Source organism: Richelia sinica FACHB-800 (assembly GCF_014698825.1).
Lineage (GTDB): Bacteria > Cyanobacteriota > Cyanobacteriia > Cyanobacteriales > Nostocaceae > FACHB-800.
The window spans coordinates 1-21,017 of the sequence record NZ_JACJTT010000027.1; the positions used below are offsets into that span (position 1 = coordinate 1).

The 21,017-nt window shown below is 38.6% G+C and carries 13 protein-coding genes; 5 read left to right on the forward strand and 8 right to left on the reverse strand.

Annotation, left to right across the window (positions count from 1 at the left end; all coding sequences use genetic code 11):
* Window positions 1-261: 261 nt before the first annotated feature.
* Window positions 262-1,200, reverse strand: a complete 939-nt coding sequence (locus tag H6G73_RS16985; protein WP_190606602.1) for an AAA family ATPase — start codon at window positions 1,198-1,200, stop codon at window positions 262-264.
* Window positions 1,201-1,549: 349 nt separating this feature from the next.
* Between H6G73_RS16985 and H6G73_RS16990 the strand changes: the two genes are divergently transcribed.
* A complete protein-coding gene (locus H6G73_RS16990) occupies window positions 1,550-1,978 on the forward strand; it encodes a hypothetical protein (protein WP_190606604.1) in 429 nt (142 codons plus the stop codon).
* 178 nt (window positions 1,979-2,156) lie between these two features.
* On the opposite strand, the gene H6G73_RS16995 is transcribed toward H6G73_RS16990, so the two are convergent.
* Together H6G73_RS16995 and H6G73_RS17000 are read right to left on the reverse strand one after the other, a co-directional pair.
* Window positions 2,157-3,206 (reverse strand): DUF1611 domain-containing protein, encoded by a 1,050-nt coding sequence (locus H6G73_RS16995; protein WP_190606606.1) that lies wholly within the window; start codon window positions 3,204-3,206, stop codon window positions 2,157-2,159.
* Entirely contained in the window at window positions 3,190-4,242 is a 1,053-nt protein-coding gene (locus H6G73_RS17000) for a dipeptide epimerase (protein ID WP_190606608.1), read from the reverse strand. Before H6G73_RS17000 ends, H6G73_RS16995 begins: the two co-directional genes overlap by 17 nt.
* Window positions 4,243-4,298: 56 nt before the next feature.
* Here H6G73_RS17000 and H6G73_RS17005 point away from each other — a divergent pair, with 56 nt between their 5' ends.
* Window positions 4,299-4,856: an NUDIX hydrolase gene (locus H6G73_RS17005; RefSeq protein ID WP_190606701.1), complete on the forward strand. Its 558-nt coding sequence runs from the start codon at window positions 4,299-4,301 to the stop codon at window positions 4,854-4,856.
* 61 nt (window positions 4,857-4,917) lie between these two features.
* Here the strand turns inward: H6G73_RS17005 and H6G73_RS17010 are convergent, their stop codons facing one another.
* From H6G73_RS17010 to H6G73_RS17025, 4 genes are all read right to left on the reverse strand, one after another.
* Window positions 4,918-5,493, reverse strand: coding sequence for a hypothetical protein (locus H6G73_RS17010; RefSeq protein ID WP_190606610.1), 576 nt, complete (start codon window positions 5,491-5,493; stop codon window positions 4,918-4,920).
* Between the two features lie 289 nt (window positions 5,494-5,782).
* On the reverse strand, window positions 5,783-7,027 hold the full coding sequence (locus tag H6G73_RS17015) for a glycosyltransferase (protein WP_190606612.1): 1,245 nt from the start codon (window positions 7,025-7,027) through the stop codon (window positions 5,783-5,785).
* Window positions 7,028-7,560: 533 nt separating this feature from the next.
* Window positions 7,561-10,230, reverse strand: coding sequence for an EAL domain-containing protein (locus tag H6G73_RS17020; RefSeq protein ID WP_190606613.1), 2,670 nt, complete (start codon window positions 10,228-10,230; stop codon window positions 7,561-7,563).
* A gap of 797 nt (window positions 10,231-11,027) precedes the next feature.
* Window positions 11,028-11,543, reverse strand: a complete 516-nt coding sequence (locus tag H6G73_RS17025) for a fatty acid hydroxylase (RefSeq protein ID WP_190606615.1) — start codon at window positions 11,541-11,543, stop codon at window positions 11,028-11,030.
* A 321-nt stretch (window positions 11,544-11,864) separates the two neighbouring features.
* Here H6G73_RS17025 and H6G73_RS17030 point away from each other — a divergent pair, with 321 nt between their 5' ends.
* Window positions 11,865-12,254 (forward strand): 6-pyruvoyl trahydropterin synthase family protein, encoded by a 390-nt coding sequence (locus H6G73_RS17030; protein WP_190606617.1) that lies wholly within the window; start codon window positions 11,865-11,867, stop codon window positions 12,252-12,254.
* A gap of 107 nt (window positions 12,255-12,361) precedes the next feature.
* A complete protein-coding gene (locus tag H6G73_RS17035) occupies window positions 12,362-13,582 on the forward strand; it encodes an MFS transporter (protein ID WP_190606619.1) in 1,221 nt (406 codons plus the stop codon).
* Here the strand turns inward: H6G73_RS17035 and H6G73_RS17040 are convergent, their stop codons facing one another.
* Window positions 13,583-14,734, reverse strand: a complete 1,152-nt coding sequence (locus tag H6G73_RS17040) for a hybrid sensor histidine kinase/response regulator (protein ID WP_190606620.1) — start codon at window positions 14,732-14,734, stop codon at window positions 13,583-13,585.
* Window positions 14,735-15,064: 330 nt separating this feature from the next.
* Between H6G73_RS17040 and H6G73_RS17045 the strand changes: the two genes are divergently transcribed.
* The gene (locus H6G73_RS17045; RefSeq protein ID WP_190606622.1) at window positions 15,065-20,872 is read left to right on the forward strand and encodes a PAS domain S-box protein; all 5,808 of its coding nucleotides are present in this window, start codon (window positions 15,065-15,067) and stop codon (window positions 20,870-20,872) included.
* The last annotated feature ends 145 nt before the right edge of the window (window positions 20,873-21,017 follow it).

Consider the following 21,017-nt stretch of genomic DNA (forward strand, 5'->3'; position numbering starts at 1 on the left):
AATGAATTTATAATCACTATCAAATAGATATACTTTAATGTTTCGCCCAAAATCTAACATATTTTGGGCTGTTTTTATCGCATTTTTCTTAACATTCAACACTTCTGATATTATTCATGTTTGTACCTCATACACTTGCAATCTGCTGTAAAAAGCTAAATTTAATGATGATAGACATGCTTGGATAAGGGTTTAGCAATGCTAAACCCCTACCAGTAATTCGTATTTATCAGTACGATGACTCCTGTCTTGCCAAAATATTTAATTTTCTGGTTCGCAATCAGGAACCCCTTCTCTAAACACGCGACTAGCAAGGATATCTGCGGCTTCAATGGTGATTAAATCCTGCTTATTTAAACGTTTACCACTACTCAATAGTCGATTAGCTTGACGCAATCTTGCCCTATCTATAGCGTTGCGAACACTCCGCGCATTGGCAAAATGAGGCATTGTTTTCCGACGAATTAAATATTCTCGAAAAGCCTTTTCTGCATCTGGACTAAAACAATAATGTTGAGCTTTTAAGATGCTTTGGGCGATAATCATCAAATTATCAACGCCATAATCATTAAATTCAATATGTAGACCAATGCGGGAATTCATACCAGGATTACTATGGAAAAATCTTTCCATGTGGTCTTTATAACCAGCGAGAATCACAACTAAATCATCACGCTGGTTTTCCATCACTTGCATGATAATTTCTATTGCTTCTAAACCAAAATCTCCTGGATGATCTGGACGATATAATGTGTAGGCTTCATCAATTAACAAAACACCACCCATGGCATTATTTAAAACTTCTCTAGTTTTTGGTGCTGTTTGTCCAATTCCTTGCCCAACTAAATCGTCTCGTGTAACTAACATGACGTTTTCTTTGCGGATATATTCCAAACGATAGAGAATTTCCGCCATTCGCATTGCTACTGTGGTTTTACCCATGCCTGGGTTCCCTAAAAAGGTCATGTGTAAGCTAGGTGCACCCGCAGTTAAACCAAGACTTTTACGAATCCTGTCAACCAATAGCAAAGCTGCCATTTCTTTAATTTTGTTTTTGACGGATTTTAAACCAACCAATTCTTGGTCTAATTTATCCAGAATTTCTTGTACATGAGATTCCCGAAAAGCTGACTCTAAATCAATGTCGCTATCTTGGACAACGGTAAAATTTGCTTCTTTGTCTAAAAGCTGTTCACTCATGACTATTACCTCTGGCAATAGCCTTGATGATAGCGTCGAATCTGAAAATATAAAAGAATATAATTTTAATATGAGTTATATATTTTTCTTTATTATCAATTCTTGAGTTTAGTTATAGAGAAAACATTATCTACTGCTTCTCACCTCCAATATAGAGACAGACTGATAGCTGACAATTGGCAACGGGTAGTTAGTCAGCTTTTTCCCTATTTCCTGTCTTTTAACTTGTCAATAGGGATATTCAATAGATTGAAATATCCTATGGATGTGAAATAAAGGCTCATACATAGGAAAATTAGAACGGCTTGACGATAACCTGGCCTCAAATCTGATTTAGGTTGTAATCAATATGGTTATACAATTGACAAAACGGCTGTTGGCGTTGGCACTGGTTTTTGTTTGCTTATTCTTCTCTTTCAATGTTCCCGTTGCCGAAGCTAATCAATTTTTTCCCTCTCCGCGTGAAATTTTTACTACAACTAGTAAAAATACTCATCATACCCTCACTTTTTCTGAAGATGACTTGACTCCCCAAGAACACCAAGAAATTCAAGCTGTACGTCAGCGTCGAAATAGAGACATCTCTGGTGTTTTAGATTTGTCACAACGAAGAAAACTAACTCACGAATTACACTCCGGTAAGGATTTAGATAGTGCTTTAGATGCAGTGAATTTAGATAAAGACCAGAAAGAATTAATTAATGCAATTATAGAGTTGACTAATTTGAAAATGAAAGCGATTGTTTCCCATCACGCTTTATTGGAAGAGCATAAGTAAATTAGCCATAGTAATGATAATTTATCCCAGAAGCAGAGGTGCGATCGCATTTCTGCCACTGGTAATATTATATTGATCACACTTGACAGGATTTTTGCTGCACATTTTGACGGGAAACGGTTATGGAATCACGTTAGTTATGGATAAAGATAATCAGCAAAAATTTTTCTGGCTGAGTTTAGACGGTTTGCAAAATAGCATCCAATAGGATTTCTGCACCGAAACGGACGGGATCTGTACAAGGTAGATTGGTTTCAGCTATAGTTTGAGCGATCGCATCTTCAGCTTGGTATTTATCTAAATCTTTGGTATTTAAAGCAATTCCCACCACAGGAACTCGTGCAAATGCACCCCCCCCACTTGCCACAGCTTCATACAGTTTGATCACTTCTGGTAAGGGGGGAATGGGGATATGGGGGTTATTACGGTTATGAGTTTGTCCTGCTTTATGCACTAATATCAAGTGTGTTGGCTGGGAACCCCGAATCAAAGGTAATGTAGCAGTTGAACCGGGGTGTAATAAAGAACCTTGTCCCTCAATATGTAAAATATCGTAGTGTTGACCGAAGCGCATAACTAGCTGTTCCACTGCACCAGCGGCAAAGTCTACCCGCACCGCATCTAAAGCGATGCCATCTCCTTCTAACATCACACCAGCTTGACCAGTAGCTAAAAATTTAGACCGCAAACCCCGCAATTTTCCGGCTCGATTTAATTCTAAGCTAGTGGACATTTTGCCTATGGCCATATCTGTTCCCACTGTTAACACCCGCCGACAGGGGAGATTTCGCGCCATTGCCGATGCGATTTCGATGTTGCTGGGTTCCTTCCGCACATCCCAAATTAATTGTCCTGGTTTCAACAGCGCATTCAACTCTGGAATGCTAGCTAGAGGTGTGTGTAAACCATTAACTAAAGACATTCCTGCTTTTAAGGCATCTTTGATGTCTGTCCAATAATCATCAGGAACAGCACCACCTTTGGGAGCAATACCAATCACCAAGACTTCTGGCTGATATACTAAAGCAGCAGACAAGGATGGGACAATGGGTACATCTCGGTTGATACCAGTTAATTCTGGTATAGATTTACCAACAGCCTGACGGTCGATTACCGCCACAATCGGCGATTCACTGTAGCGTAAAATTGATAAGCCTGTTTTCCCTTGACTTCCACTTAAACCTTCATGGAGGAGAATAGCAATTCTTTGATTAAGCGGCAAACGCACTTTTTTGTACCCCCAAACCTGGTAAATTTTGCGGTAAAATCCTTCCCTCTGCCACTACTGCACCTGTAAAGGGATCATCAATTAAATTCAAGTGGCTATCTAAGTCTAAATAATCAGCTAAAGGTGCTAGTTGGGATGCAGCACTATTAGCTAAAGAACTATCAGAATAACAGCCAAACATCACCTGTAAACCGTGGGCTTTCGCTGTATGCACCATCCGTAATGCTTCAGTTAAGCCACCTGATTTCATTAACTTGATATTAACACCGTCTATTGCGTCAGCAAATCGAGGAATATCCGTACTGGTAAAGCAACTTTCGTCGATGAAGATGGGCAAAGGAGAATTTTGTTTGAGAGTGGGCAAATGTCCTTCCTCACCCCGTGGTAATGGCTGTTCTACATACTTTATACCCAAATCTGCTAGCCAATGGCACATAGCGATCGCATCATTTAAACTCCATCCCCCATTAGCATCCACAAATAATTCCGTTTCTGGTGCTTCCTCCCGTACCGCTAACAACATTTCCTGGTCTGCTTTTATGCCTTCTGGAGACCCCAATTTTACCTTTAACAGCCGCACATCCATAAAGTCTAACCAGTCCCGCGTTCTTTGCCTCGCACCTGCTGGAGAGTTAATGCCGATGGTGACGGAAGTAGGGACAATGGCATTGTGATTTAAGCCCCAAATTTGCCATAAAGGCAACCCTACATACTTACCAAACCAATCATGGAGGGCCATATCAATAGCTGCCCTAGCTGCGGAAGGAACTTGCTGCTGAATCAATAGAGTGTCTATTTCCTGTCGTTGCCAGGGATGGAAGGATGTTAATAAAGGGGCTACTTGCTCTAAACTATCTTTGATTGTATCCGTTGATTGTCTGCGATCGCCCACACCAAAAGGTGAACCTTCACCCCAACCTTCAATTCCATCATGGCTAATTGTCACCCACACATTAGTCGTCTGTGCCGTTGTGCCTCGACTAATAGTTAAAGGAAATCGCTTATTAACTGTAAATAATTTTATATATATTTGCATATATTTTGACTAAAATTCTTATAGATTCTAACTTAGAAAATACTATTTTTACATTAATGACTGAATTAAGTAAATGGAAGATTTTAAATTCTCGGATGGTTTTAAATCATCATTTTTGCCAAATCAGACAAGATGAAATCGAATTACCAAATGGTCAAGTCATTGATGACTATTTTGTTTATATTAAACCTGATATTGCTCTCATTTTACCAATTACGAACAATCAAGAAGTAGTTTTTGTTCGTCAATACAGACATGCAGTAGGGGATTTTTTCATAGAACTACCAGCAGGTAGTTTTGATCCGCAGAAAGAAAGTCCAGAAGCTGCCGTAATTAGGGAACTCAGAGAAGAAACCGGTTATTTAGCCGAAAATATGATTAAAATTGCCACCATTCACGACAAACCAAGCAAAGATACGAATTTAATCCATTTATTTCTAGCGGAAAATGTGGTTAAAGTTGGAAATCAGTGTTTAGATGTTACAGAAGAGATAGAAGTAATATTAATTCCTCTAAATGCTGTTTTAGATCAGATTTTACAAGGTAAAATTTCCGTATCGGGAACGGTAGCAGCTTTGTTTTTGGGCTTAAACTTTCTCCAAAATCGTGGTTAATTTCCGTATCAAGAGTATTTCAAATTCATGAACTAATTAACCTGCATTCAACAACTAGGAATTAATCAGGTAAATATTTGGTTTCTACCACTTTGCCATTCTGGAAATACACAATTAATATTTCTGCATTGTAACGACCATCAGTTGGGTCAAGAATGTAATTTAAATTCTGGTCAGAGATAATAACAACACCTTTTTGATCAGAGTTAAGATTTTCCCGCATCTCATTGAGTGACCATTCCGGTTGACGAAATCTTCCCTCTTTAGGAAAATGGTAGTTAAATAAGCCTTGCACTTCCTCAATTTTCATCCCATTTTTAATGTCCAGATAAAACTTGGTGAATGGTTTTACAGGACTGAGAGTCACAAAGTGTAGAGCTAATAAACTAATATTGAAACCAAGGAAAAGCCACAATACTTGTTTCCGCCGATATAGCAAGTATGCTGGCAAGAGTAATATGAGTGAGAAACCAGCCATCACTAAGTAAAATTGCCATAGTAAAGAAACCGCTAATTCATACTCTAGATAGAGTACCAATAGAAATAAGAATATTAAGAAAATTAACTCAAAAATAATTTCAAGAATGAGTTCAAAAATGAGTTGATTTTTCTTTACATAACGTTTGATGTATTTCATTTGACTGAATTTCCCTCTCAGAGCTAATTTGTAAACTCAAGTAAAATCTTTGTACGGTAAGGGTTTCAGAAATTTGAGCATATCAAGGATTTATCTTCCGAAAGCCATACCCAGCAATGAATTGCGTGTCCTTAAGATTTTCTTTACGAATCAGCTCTCATACGGCAGATTGCAAATCAATGAGGTACAAACTGAAAACCAAAACTCAAACAGCAACTATGTTTCACCTCCTGCCTTCTGCCTTCTGCTGTATGATGTCTGGCAAATCAATCATAAAAATATTTCCAAATTACTTGACATCAGTAACGCGCCAACTCAATTTTAAATTAACCCAGAAATTCCAAATTGTAGTTACAGCAATGGCAATTAGATTAGCAATATAGGGGTTAGGAATCAGGAAATTAACGACCAAATTTAAGACGATGATGTTTAAAACCAGTCCTGCCAAACAAATAACATTGAATTTGAGAAAACGTTTTAATCTTTTTCTCCATCCACGCTGATTAATAGATACATCAGCAAAAGTCCAAGCATCATTCCACAAGAAGTTATTAAAAACTGCTACTTCTCCAGCAATAAATTTGCTGGGAGTTAATGGTAAAGCTAGGGTTGCGGGGTCACTGAGTAAATAAAACACTGCCATATCTACAAATACCCCACTCAGTCCCACCAAACCAAAACGCAGGAATCTACCCAGAGGAAAGTTAACTTTTTGGCGGAATTTGGCGACTCTACCAGTAGTTAGACGTAACCTTAACAAGTGACGGATATAATCTACATACTGCTTCCATGTAACCTTACTCTCACCCTCTGTGCGTTCTCGGAAAACGTAACCAACTTCCCCTATTTCCCTCACCATGCCTCGGCCGATTACTTCCAGTAGGATTTTATAACCAACGGGATTGAGAGTCACATTAGCGATCGCACTCCGCTTGACCATAAAATAACCACTCATAGGGTCAGAAACTCTTCCCAACACCCCCGGCAAAATAATCAGTCCCAATACTTGGGCCCCACGAGATAAAAACCGTCTGACCACACTCCAGCTACTTACACCACCACCATCGACATGACGACTAGCTACTGCTAAATCAGCCCCCTGCTGCACTTTTTCTAATAATTGTGTAAGTACCTCTGGTGGATGCTGTAAATCTCCATCTATCACACCTAAAACATCACCTCTAGCCACTTGCCAACCCCGAATCACTGCGGAAGACAAGCCCCGTTCTTGTTGCCTTCGCATCACTCGCAATTGAGGATAATCTGGTAATAAAGATTGTGCTACTTCCCAAGTTCGGTCTGGACTATCATCATCTACTACTATCAGTTCATAATTATCAGGTATAAAATTGTCTAGTAACTCACTTAAAATTTTTACTATATTTTCGATGTTATCCCGTTCTTTAAAAGTAGGGATAACTAGAGAGAAATAAACCCGATTACTATGTATATCACTAACTTCTGGTGGATATTCATCAATCGTTAATTTACTGGTAGGAACAGATAAAAGTCCTGTTGATAAATCAAATTCCATAGAGCTAATTAGTTTTTATTTCTATCAGCGGTGTAAAATTATTATTTCATTCCTTATGCTTTTTTATACATTGTTTATATGAAGATAAGGTTAATTATTATATTAATGCGTGTGGACTTGGTATAATTTTTATTTAATGAAAATACCGAGAGATATTGACAATATGCTAAATACAAGAAACCCATCAGGTTTCAAATCTAACATCATTAACTAGAGAAAACTTATAGCATATTGCCGACAAATGATGTACAGACATAAAGAGTAAAACTTTTGTGGGGTGGGCATACTATGGCTAAAGCCACGCTGCTCAAACGACAAGCTCAGACAAGTCTTGCCTGCCCTTGTCTACTCCAATTACAGGAAAAATGCTGTATAAACTAGGCAGTAGTGGAAAACACTTTGAGCTTTACAACCGTGTAAGCTTTCAAGTTTTTCAACTATTTTCAACAACGTGATAACTTTTCTTTGTCCCTGTGACAATTTAGTAGAAAAACAAAAGTAATGTGTCACCTGAGATGACAAATTGCTAATAACTATATTTCAGAAATAGTATGTTTTCCTTCTGCAATTTTCTGTGATTCGCTCTTGAGTACCTCAGTTGCTTGCTGAGGAGAAAGGGGACGATAGTAAAAGTATCCTTGGACATAATCACAATTAATTGACCTCAAGAAATCTATTTCTTCTGCTCTTTCAACACCTTCAGCCGTCAATCTTAAACCTAGACTTTGACCCAAAGTCACAATCGCTTTAATAATATGACCTACCTTATCATCATTTCTCAATTGTTTAATGAAAGAACCATCAATTTTGAGAGTATGGAGTGGCAACATTTGCAACCGGGATAAAGAAGAATGACCAGTACCAAAATCATCAATTGAAAGATAAACACCCATTTTCTCTAAATCCTTTAAAACACTGCGAGTAAAATCTAGATCCTCAATGGCAGTTGATTCAGTAATTTCTAATTCTAAAAATTGCGGTTCTAATCCCGTTGTCTCCAAAATTTCCGCCACTTTTTCTAGCAAATTTGGTTGACGAAACTGCTTCGGTGAAAGATTGACGGCAATAGTCATAGGTGTCATACCAGCTTCTTGCCAGGCTTTGTTTTGAGTACAAACTTCACGAATTACCCATTCCCCAATTGGAATAATTAAACCACTCTCTTCAGCTAGGGGAATAAACACATTAGGTGCAACTACTCCCATTTCTGGGTTTTGCCAACGTAGCAAGGCCTCCATCCCAGTAATCTCTCCCGTAATGATATTTACGCGAGGCTGATAATAGACAATAAATTCTTTTCGTTCTAAAGCACAACGTAAGCTTTTTTCTAAACTGAGGATTTCTGGAGTTTTAGCACTTAAAGATACTTTATATAATTGACAGTTATTTCTGCCTTCATCTTTAGCATAATATAAGGCAGTATCTGCATGTTGGATTAATGTTTCTGCGTCAGGACTATCTTCATCCAATAAAGCGATGCCAATGCTTGCACTCACATAAAGTTCATGTTCATGAACGATAAAGGATTTTTCTAGAACTTGTAAAATATTGGGAGCAAGATTATTCACTGCTTCAGTAGCAGTAATTTGGGGTAAGAGAATGGTAAATTCATCACCTCCCCAACGAGCAATAGTATCTCCAGGACGTAAAGAATCTTGTAGTCTTTGGGCTACATTCTTTAACAACTCATCACCAACGGTATGCCCCAAAGTATCATTGATTAACTTGAAACGGTCTAAATCTAGAAACATTACAGCTAAAGGTTCCTCGTCTGCCAAAGCTGTATGGATAGCTTTGTCCAGCAAATCGTTAAACTGTAAACGATTAGGCAAACCAGTCAACAAGTCATGCATGGCTTGATAACGAATCTTTTCTTCCACCTGCTGACGCTGACGAGCACCACTAATACTAGCAGCAAAACTCAAAAGAGTAGACTCTTCATGTCTAGACCAATGCCTTTCTGAGAAGCAGTCTACCATACCCAAACAACCCCAAAATTCTTCTTCTAGCCGCAGAGGTACAAGTAGCAGAGACTGGATTTGATACTGATTTAAAAATTCCTGCTCACTAGCAGGTAATTCTTGGGTGCGTCCACTAATAGATTTACCACTTAAAAGCGTATCGTACCATCGATTGAGACCACATGATTGATAACATAAGTTTTGCCAATGTTGTTGAGAAGCTACGACACCCGATTTAGTCCATTCAAATCGCAAACTAAAAGCAATCTCTTCTGTATTTCCATTAAGATGATTTTGAAATAAATATACTCGATCTACATTAGCTGCTGTACCCAGAACAGCTAAAGCCTTTTCAATCCCACTTTTGTAATTCATATCTACAAGCAAATAATTAGCAGCTTCAGCCACAGCTTGTAACAAGCGATCGCGTTGCTTCAATTCTGCTTCTGCTTGTTTTTGTTCAGTAATTTCTCTAACTATAAAAGTTCTAATTAAATCGCTTTCTGGTAAATAATGAATAGACTGTTCAAATATTTCTCCCCCTACTTCAACCTCCCGCAAAAAAGAATTGCCTGGTTGAGTTTGTACTAAATCTAACAATTGGGCTAAAATTGGATGCTTTTGACCCACTTGTCTGAGATTAGGAAACTTCAGTGTTGCGGCAGGATTTAAATAAGTTACTGTTCCCTCTAAATCCATTTCAATAATTGGATTGGGAATCAATTCGGGAAAGGATGCAAGACGAGTAAGTGCAGCTTCTCCAGCCCCTTCAAAATTACTATCTGGAACAATAATGGTATCAAAGGGATTAGCAGGGCTACCTTGCGCGGATAAAAAATTCGATATATCTTCTGCTGCACAAGATTGAGAAAATTCTTGCTCTGACAGATTAGCAATGGCATAGTATTTGGCTTGGGCTTGATGATTACCAAAGACAATTACATCACCATGTTGAAGGAAGTGAGAAAAGCATTTATTCCCATTAACAAATAAGCCGTTGGTACTTCTTTTACCTGTAAAGTTACCATCAATAATCCGAAACCCATATTGTTCTGTATTCGGTATGGTAACTCGCAATAAAATTGCATGTTGTCTAGATACAGACCGAGAACGCAGAACAATAGCATTTCTTGAATCACGTCCCAAAGAGTAAGTAGCTTCTAACAATGGTATTGTTCTCTGTCCTTGGGTGTCTTGGACGACTAATAGATGGCGTATTTTTTCCTGCTCATTGTTTGACATGCCTCTACCTTAGATTCCAATTAATTAACTTCAGTTTTTGTTGGCAACACACTTAAATGATGTAACAAATATTGACTTTTAACTGTAATTTTGTGTTCAAGATGACTTGTACACAATTAAGTATAAAATAAAACATAAATTATTATCACGCAAACAACTTCACTGCCTCTTGAAACATAAATTTATGTATGACACGAATGTAGTTAGAGTGTTTATTTTACCTAGATTATACAAAGGGGAGATGATTTAATATTTACCCCTATCTATTCAACGTAGAACGCCAATTCCCAGTAAAAGACAAAAATATATAGTTAATAAAAATACACAAATTTAAGTGCCATTTGATTCCTTGGAATTTACAGATATTATATTTATCTCCCATTTAAGACTAGCTGTAACCTGGCTGTGTGTCCAGCACTACTTCTGTCCCACACCAACTGAACGAGAAGTCATCATTGTCTGAAATGGAATTATACCGTTTTGCATCCTGACTAATCCCAATTAGGTACCAGCATCTGGATAAAACGACGAATCCAGGGAAACAGTATTATCTGTAACATAGCATTCATTTCCGATTCCTGGGTAATAGTCCAGCTATTACCCAGGCAAAGATAGTAAATTTGAAAGCAAGATAAAAAGTAAACCTATAAAAATAAAAAAAGCTTTTGAGTCAAGCTTTACAGAGATTTTTAGGATCAATTTTAGGAGAATTGGCATTAGCCAAAGCGAAAAGTCAATCTTTTAATATAATCTGATTATATTATGTATTGACCATACTTTCCGTTTGTAAATGAGAATCAGGTAGAAACGCGAGTTTCTGCACAAGAGCGTAGATGGAACCGCAAAAACCGTAACCAGCGCATCCAGGTTCTAGCAGGCAGTTCAAAGAATGTGAAAATATCCCCGAAACCCAAGTTAGTTTTTTGGTGGTGTAGCCAATGCTGTTCAGGGGTGGTGATAAACAGCAACAGACAAAGCCAACGCACAACTGTGGGGGTTTCCCAACCCAAAACCATTGTGTGTCTCCACCACACGTGAAACTGACCCAATATCAAGCCAGCAATAACACCAATATTGGAGAAATGCCAAAGGCATACAGCTACGGCTAAATAGGGTACAGCACCGAGAATACCGTCCAACAACACTTGAAGGTTGAAAGTTAAAATAGCGTAGTGACGAAAGTCCTTCTTCCAAGAATGATGTGTTTTTAAGTGGAGGCTACCAAATACATGCTCAGGTACATGGTAAAAGAAAGTAGACAAAAAATCGCCAGAAAACAGTAATAGCCAAGCCACAGCGATAGCTTCAACCATTTGCACTCCTTAAATTTGATGAAAAAAATACTTTTGTTTCTTGTATCCTCTGCTTAGATCAATGAGGTGGTCGGTGAAAATGTCACGAATTGATTTACCTGTTCGACCATAAGCAAGTCTTGGATATAAGCTATCTTGTGGTGGATGCTGAAGAGCAGGGTCTTATACATCTAAATACCGACAGTTTTTTAGTTGTTTAGATGAGTTTCTTCATTATCTTCTGACTAAAACTCACCCTGTGAGCCAAGATTGAGTTAAGAGTGGTACAAATTTAGGTTAAGTAAATGACGATTTCCCCATTATTCAGGAGGTGATATCTACATGCCTAAGTGGAAACTGGTGACAGAGTTTAGTTTTGATAGTGCCCACTACATCAAAGATTATGATGGGCCTTGCGGAAGGATGCACGGACATACTTATAAGGTGAGAATAGAGGTACAAGCATCAAAGTTATCTGCATCCCAATATTGTCCTCATCCGGTGATGGTTGCGGACTTTAGAACATTGCGTTGGGCTAAACAAGATGTAACCAAAGGAGGATTAGATCATTGTGTACTCAATGAGGTTATGCCTCCTGAATATGAAACAACTGCGGAGATGATTGCTCAATATATTTATGATGAAACTAAAAAGCGATTAACATCTGATGTAAAGCTAAAAGTTGCCGTTTCTGAAACTCCTAATTCCTGGGCAGAATATGAAGATGATTAAGCAGTTTTGGCCGGGAAATTGCAGTTTGAGAAATGATGAGGCAGTAGAAATTTCCGGGGAGCATACCATGTTTTAATCAATGAGGAATTTCTAGTCATAAATCAGGTATGCAACAAAAAACAGCTGCTTTGAAGTTTGTGGTTTTATTAGGATTTGTAAGTTTGTGTGCAGATGCAACCTACGAAGGAGCACGCAGCATTACAGGTGCTTATTTACAAGTCTTGGGGGCTAGTGGCACTGTTGTAGGTTTGGTAGCTGGATTTGGGGAGTTAATTGGCTATGGTTTGCGCTTAGTAATTGGTTACCTGAGCGACCAGACTCGCAAATATTGGGGAATTACTACTTTAGGCTACATATTAAATACCGCAGTTGTGCCACTTTTAGCTTTTGCTGGTAGATGGGAAGTAGCAGCAGGGCTGATGATGGCAGAACGAACTGGTAAAGCAGTCAGAACCCCACCACGAGATGCTTTACTATCCTATGGTGTCAGCCAAATTGGTAAAGGTTTTGGTTTTGGTTTACATGAGGCGATGGATCAAACTGGTGCGGTGATGGGTCCGTTGGCTGTAGCCGCAATGGTTTATTTCCAAGGGGAATATCACAATGGTTTTACTATTTTGGTCATCCCTGCGGTGTTGGGATTGATTATATTGTTGTTCTTACAGTTTTTGTACCCAAATCCCAGTGATTTTGAGACAGAAACTATTGTGGAAAAAGACTCAAAGCTACCACGAATATTTTGGATTTATTTGGGTGCGGTGGCCATTATTGCGGCGGGTTATGCTGATTTTCCATTGATTGCTTTTCATTTCCAAAAACAAGAAATAGCTTCTGGTCAAACCATACCTTTATTCTACGCTATGGCTATGGGTGTAGATGCGGTGGCAGCGTTGATATTTGGTTACTTGTTTGACAGGGTAGGGATTACTATTTTGGTAGTTGCGGCTTTGATTTCTGCTTTATTTGCACCCTGCGTATTTTTAGGTGATACTCATTTGGCTTTATTGGGGATAGCATTTTGGGGCATAGGCATGGGAGCGCAGGAATCGATCCTCAAAGCCGCAGTTGCTGGTATGGTACCCATGGCTAAACGGGCTACTGCTTATGGAATTTTTAGCACTGGTTATGGTTTGGCATGGTTTGTCGGCAGTGCTTTGATGGGCTTTTTATACGATGGTTCAATTATGTGGTTAGTTGCCTTTTCTAGCACTACTCAACTGTTAGCTATTCCATTTTTTGTGTGGGTGAAATTAAAAGTTAGTCATGCTCCCACCGAGGTTGATAGTCAAGAGGTGACAAATGTGATAATTCAGGATTTAGAATCTTGATTATTCTGGCTGGGGATAACGAGGAAGAGAGACGGTGACTATTGTACCTAGACCCTCTGTGCTGTCTAGGAAAATATTGCCTTGATGAACTTCTACACACTTTTTGACAATTGCTAGTCCTAAACCAGTGCCTTTGATTTTGCCCACATTGTGGCAACGATAAAATGCGGTGAATAGATGTGGTTGATTTTCTAAAGGGATGCCAATACCTTTGTCTCTAACTCGAAAAATGGCAATCTCAGGTTGACAATCTAGCTCTAGGGTAATTTGGGAGTCGGTGGGAGAATATTTAATGGCGTTGGAGAGTAAATTATTGAGGATTTGCTGAAGCAGGGTGATGTCTATTTCTGCTTGAGTAGAGCTTTGTTGACAGGTGAAACGGAGTTGGTGTTGATTACCAACTCCGCATTGTAAGGAGTCGATGAGGTCGGTACAAAAATTTTTTAAATTTACTTCTACAGGATTATGTTGCATTTTGCCGACTTCCATGCTGCCGATGAGCAGGATCTCATCTAATAAGTTGAGTAGGTGATCAACGGCGTTGTTAATTTTATCGATATAGCGATTGATGACTTCTGGGGAGAGAGATTGAACTCCACATTGTAGTAAACCGGCAAAACCTTGAATTGTGGTGAGAGGAGTCCGAAAATCATGGGAAATCATGGAGACGAACTCAGATTTAAGACGATTGAGTTCTTGTTCCTGTTCTAAGGCTTTAATTGCTTGTGCTTTTGCTTGTTGAAGTTCTAACTGCATCCATCTTAAGTTAAGTTGGGTTTCGATTCTAGCTAGGACTTCTTCGAGTTGGAAGGGTTTGGTAACGTAGTCTACACCACCAAGACGAAAGGCTTTGACTTTATCAATGGTTTCGCTGAGGGCACTTAGAAAAATGACTGGGATGTCTTGGGTTTGTTGGTCATTTTTTAACCTTTGGCAAACTTCGTAGCCATTCATATCGGGCATATTAATATCTAGCAGGATGATGTCAGGATGTTCTGTACTGACTGCTATTAGGGCCATGGCTCCACTATTGGCACACCGGACTTCGTAGCCTTGCTCCTCCAGCATACTGGACAGTAAATGCAGGTTGTTGGGGGTATCATCAACTATTAATATGTTGCCTTTGTATATCTTGGTGGAAATATCTTTCATAAAAAAAACTTAAAAAATTACTGTAGTTTTAAGGATAAGGATTGGCTAATCACAGATAGTACAGTATTTAGATATGTTTCAATTTAGTTGGGGGTGTGCTGATAATTTAAGTTTGTGTGAATTATTTATTTTATTGACTTTTTTAGTGATTATCTCAATTTTCAGTAGAAATACTCATTTATCATCATAATGGATGAGATTTACTTAGATGTTGATCATGAGGAAATTAGGGAAGAAGATTGGGGATGATTCTCCTGTGGGGGAATGAAGTAGTGTTGTTGTTGCTACATCATTTGTTTTACGCTGTTTCTGTGCGATCGCCTCTCATCTATGGTTTACCATCGCTTGTTACCTCTGCCTCTGCGTACTGTTCTGACTTTACCGTTCATTTTGCTGTTAGTGATAACGGTAGGTTTAACCAATTTTTTATGTTTGCATGATAGCTATAAAGCAGCAGATGAGCTAGCACAACAGTACCTGACAGAAGTGGGCGATCGCGTACATATATATTTAGATCATTATCTAGACCTACCACATCAGATTAATCAGATCAATGTTGAAGAGGTACGATATGGATCTTTAAATATTAATGATTTAGATGCAGTTGAACGGCATCTCAGTGCCAAAATCCATACTTTTGACCAAGTATCAGATATTATCTATGCTAGCCAAGAGGGAAACTGGCGAGTAGTGGACACCCTCAATGGAAAACCGACTATGTGGGTCAGCAATAATTCACAACCCACACAAGTTGCACAATATGAAATTGCAGATAATGGTTTGCGGGGTAAACTGTTGTCTTTTGGTAATTATGGGACTGAGTGGGATATTTATCAAAGTGAGTGGTACAGATTAGCTAATCAGAAAAAACAACCTAGTTGGAGTTCTGTATATCCAGTTAGAAATAACACTGACTTCACGATTAGTGCTAGTTTGCCTGTTTTAGATAGGGAGAGTGGAGATAGTCAAGGAGTATTTGCAGTTAATTTAAATTTACATAAAATAGCTGTTTTTCTTCGCAGTTTAAAACTGGGCAACTCAGGGATGGTATTAATCATGGAAAGAGATGGTTCCTTGATTGCTAGTTCCACAAAAGAATTAGGCATTGTACATGGCAAAAATCAACCAGTAAGAAGGCTTTTAGCTCACCAAATCGCCAATCCTGTCTTGAGGTCTGCGACCCTGGCTCTAAAATCAAAATTCCCGAATTGGAATGCAATTACACAGGAGGAAAGTTGGCATTTCACGGTTGGTGATCAAACCTATTTAGCGGAAATTCAACCCTATAGTGATGAATATGGATTGAATTGGTTAATTGTGACGACTGTACCTCGTCCACAAATTCTTAGACAAATGAATGCTAATGCAGGCAACAATATCTTGATGACTATTGTGGCTGTAATAGTAGCGATCGCTCTAGGATCAATAATTGCTAATTGGATTGCTCGCCCCATCATCAATCTCAGTCACATTTCTACGGAGATTGCAGCAGGTAATTTTCATCAGCAGGTTTCTCCTCATTTACCAATTCGTGAGTTAGTGCGGATGGCCCAATCTTTTAACTTGATGATTGGGCAATTACAAGTCGCTTTTGAGCAGATCCAGGGTAATCTTCGCAATTCAGAAGCTAAATATGCCACTATCTTTCATACAAGTCCTGACCCAATTTTGATTACTGCTTTGTCAGAATTACGTTTGATTGAGGTCAATGATATTTTTTTGCAAACAACCGGCTATGAATTAGAAGAAATTATTGGTCGGAAAATTTCAGAAATTAACTTACTACCTTATCCAGAAGAAACGGCAGCAATTTTTCAACAAATCCAAACCACAGGAATCATTGATAACTATCAATTTCATTGGCAAACAAAAGCAGGAGAAATTCGAGTTTCTCTGCTCTCCTCCGAAATAGTAGAAATTAATGGCCAACCTTGCGTCATTTCTATCACTAAAGATATTAGTGATATGAAGCAGGCAGAAATGGCATTGCGGGAAAGTGAAGAACGATTAAGGTTAGCATTGGAAGTTTCCCACACCATAGCCTGGGAAAGGGATTTACAGACAGATATGCTGTTTTTTACAGCTACCAGTGTATTAGAGACACCACAAATCCTTTCTTATCAAGAAGCAATGGCACTGGTACACCCAGATGATAGAGTGCTGGTTGATTTAGCGAATCAAAATGCGATCGCTAATCGAGGGGAATTTTTGATTGAACATCGAGTAGCTGTAGGTACAGAACCTCAAACCTGGAGATGGTATCAGGTTCATGCCAAGGTGCTCATAGACGCTGAAGGTGTTCTGCGTCGGATGATTGGTATGTCTATTGATATTACGGAGCGCAAACAAACAGAAGCCGCTTTAGAAACTACTAAAAATCGCTATCGTGCCATTGTCCAGGATCAGACAGAATTTATCATTCGTTATCAACCAGATGGCAACACTACCTTTGTCAATGATGCCTTTTGTCGTTACTTTGGGCGATCGCGATCCGAATTAATAGGGTATCCTTATGAAATTTGGATTGATGAACAAGACCGAGAATATGTTGCTCAACTCATCAATTCCATGAGCCAAGACAATCCATCGGTGTTAGTGGAAAATCGGGTCATTGTTGGTGATGAAATTCGCTGGACTCAATGGATTAATTTAATGTTGTTTGACGATGATGGGGAGTTTGTCGAATATCAAGCTGTAGGCAGAGATATTGATACTCGCAAACGTGCAGAATTAGTTCTACAAGAAAAGGAAGAATTTCTCAGAGTAATTTATCAAGGCGTTGAACAATCCATTTTTGTTGTTGATGTTTTGGATGATAATGAATTTTGTTATGTGGGCATGAATCCTGCTTGTGAAAAAATTGCAGGCTTAACAGCAGCAGAGATTCAAGGTAAAACTACCGCAGAAGTTTTACCACTGGAATTTGCTAAATCAGTAAAACAACATTATCAAGAATGTTTAGAAACAGGGACTACGATTACCTATGAAGAATATTTGCCATTCCAAGGTCAAGATTTTTGGTGGCTGACTAGTTTAACACCAATTCGAGATGAATCCGGTCGCATTTATCGCCTGGTAGGTAGTAGCGTGAATATTAGCGATCGCATTTTAATTGAGCAAGCTTTACGGAAAAGTCAACAAAGATTGAATTATCTACTCACTTTCTGTCCAGCGATGATTTATAGCTGCAATCCCAATCATAATTTTAATTTGAATTTTGTGAGTAGTAATGTCAAAACTTTATTAGGATATGAACCCAATGAAGTAATTGGGATTGAAGCTTTTTGGCAAAATCATATCCATCCTGATGATCAAGAAAGGGTATTAACTAACCTGAATCAATTATTTTCCCAAGAAACTTACGCCCACGAATATCGCTTCATCAACGCCTACGGCAACTATCGCTGGATACAATCAGAAATGAGATTGCTCCGAGATGAATTAGGTAACCCCCAAGAAATAGTTGGTTATTCCATCGACATTACTGAAAGAAAGCAAGCTGAAGAAGCTTTACGCCAAAATGAGATGTATTTGCGAGAAGCTCAAAGAGTCGCTCATGTGGGCAGTTGGAGTTATGACCTCATCAATCAAAAAAGCACTTGGTCAGAAGAACTTTACAAAATTCATGGTTTGGATATCACCGCAGCACCACCAACTATAGAGGAAATTACTCGATTAATTCACCCTGATGATTCGGAACTATATCAACAAGAAATAGTTGCTAAAGCTTTAGTCAAGGAACCATTTGAACTTGATCTGCGAATTATTCAGCCATCAGGAGACATTCGTCATGTGGAAACCCGTGGTGAACCAATCTTTAATGAAGAAGGGGAATTGGTGCGCTTATTCGGGACTACTTTAGATATCACAGAACGTAAACGACTAGAAATCGCACTGCAAGAACAGGAAGCCTTTCTCCGGGCAATTGGTGACAATATCCCCAATGGTTACCTATATCAGTTAATTCGTCAGCTAGATGGTAGTTATAATTTCTGTTATCTCAGTGCTGGTGTGGAGAAATCCTATAATCTTCCAGCCGCAGCAATTATTGCTAACCCAAAGTTAATAGACAACTTTATTGTTGAAGCAGACCGTCTTTACCTACTGGAAAAACAAGAAGAATCAGCACAAAATATGTGTGTGCTTGATGTTCAGGTGCGAGAATATTCTCCCACTGGCAATATTCGTTGGATACGATTGTGCTCTACTCCCCGTCATTTGAGTGACGGACGCATTCTCTGGGATGGTGTACATTTAGATATCACAGAATTAAAGCAAACAGAAGAAATTCTCCGTAGTAGTGAAGCTAGTTTAGCCAAAGCTCAACAAATTGCCCATATTGGTAGTTGGGAATTGGATATATCCACCCAACAATTAACTTGGTCAGAGGAGTTATTTCGGATTTATGGGCAAGATCCACAACGACCAACCTTAACCTATCCTGAATATCTGCAATTAATGCCCATGGCAGACCAGGATAATTTGCAAAGCGTGGTGAATCAGGCAATTAATACTGGCAAGTCCTATGAAATTGAGCATCGGTTTATCCGTGCAGATGGTTCTGTTGGTTGGTTATTAGGAAGAGGAGAGCCAATTTTTGATTCTCAGGGCAGGGTAGTTAAGCTACTGGGAACGGCTTTAGATATTAGCGATCGCAAACGAGCAGAGTTAGAATTACAGACAGCCAAGGAAGCTGCGGAAGCTGCCAACCATGCTAAAAGCGTCTTTCTCGCTAATATGAGTCATGAATTGAGAACACCACTCAATGTCATCCTGGGCTTTACTCAGGTCATGAAAGGTGATTTATTATTAACTGCTGAACAACAAGAAAACATCAAAATTATTCATCATAGTGGTGAACATTTGCTGAATTTAATCAACGATGTTCTCGATTTCTCTAAAATTGAAGCAGGTCACACCCAATTAGATATAATTAGTTTCGATTTAATTGCATTATTGAAATATTTACACGAAATGTTTCAACAAAAAACAGCCTTAAAAAATTTACAATTGCATCTAGAAATAGATCATCAATTACCCCAATATGTAACTACTGATGCCAATAAACTCCGCCAAGTATTAATTAATTTAATTGGTAATGCAATTAAATTTACAGACCAAGGGAGCATTACTATTCGGGCTATGATGAAAGTAGATTCTGGTAGGGAAAACTATGGTGATAATTTACCAAATCAGCCCTTAATACTGCGGTTAGAAGTGGAAGATACAGGTATTGGCATTGCCGCAGAAGAACAAGAAATTATTTTTGATGCTTTTGTGCAAACTCAACGTGGTAGAGCATCCTTAGAAGGTACAGGTTTAGGACTGGCAATTAGTAGCAGATTCGTGAATTTAATGCACGGTGATTTGAGCGTTACTAGTTCCCTTAATCAAGGCAGTATTTTCCGGATTGATTTACCAGTAGAAGTAGCTTCATCTGCCGAAATTCCTGCCACAGTCCAAACCAGACAAGTCATTGGTTTAGCACCCAATCAACCAATTTACCGGATTTTAGTAGTGGATGATCAACGAGAAAATCGTCAGTTATTAGTGAAACTTTTAGAACAGGTAGGATTGGAGGTTAAAGCTGCTAGTAATGGAGAAGAAGCAATTCTCATCAATCAACAATGGCAGCCAGATTTAATTTGGATGGATATTCGATTACCAAATATGAATGGATATGAAGTTACACAGCAAATTCGCGCCCAAAGCCTTAACAAATCTCCCATTATTATTGCCTTAACTGCTCAAGTTTCTCCTGAAGACCCCCATTTAGCCATCCAATCAGGCTGTAATGACTATATGAGTAAACCATTTCGAGAGGGAGAATTGTTTGCCAAAATAGAGCAATATTTGGGTTTAAACTATATATATGCTGATGATAATTATTCTTTAGGAATTAACAGCGATGACAATCATGAATTAGCTACAACCTTAACACCAGAAAATCTGACTGTGATGCCTGTTAGTTGGCGAGAAGAACTCTACCAGTCGGCATTATGTTGTGATGAGGAAGATGTACTAAAACTAATTGCCCAAATTCCTAAGGAATATAATGTGTTGAGTGATGGATTAAAATCTCTCGTTCGTAGCTATCAATTTCAATCAATTTTGCAACTGATTAGCATAGGTGATTAATCAAATTTAGTAATATTCCTATGTCAAAAGAATCAGATATGCAAGTTATAACAGGGAACAGGTTACAGTATGAAAAGTATTTTGTTCTCTGGGTTGTATCATCAATGGATGTCCTAAGCACCTTGGTGATGGCTATAAAAACCGT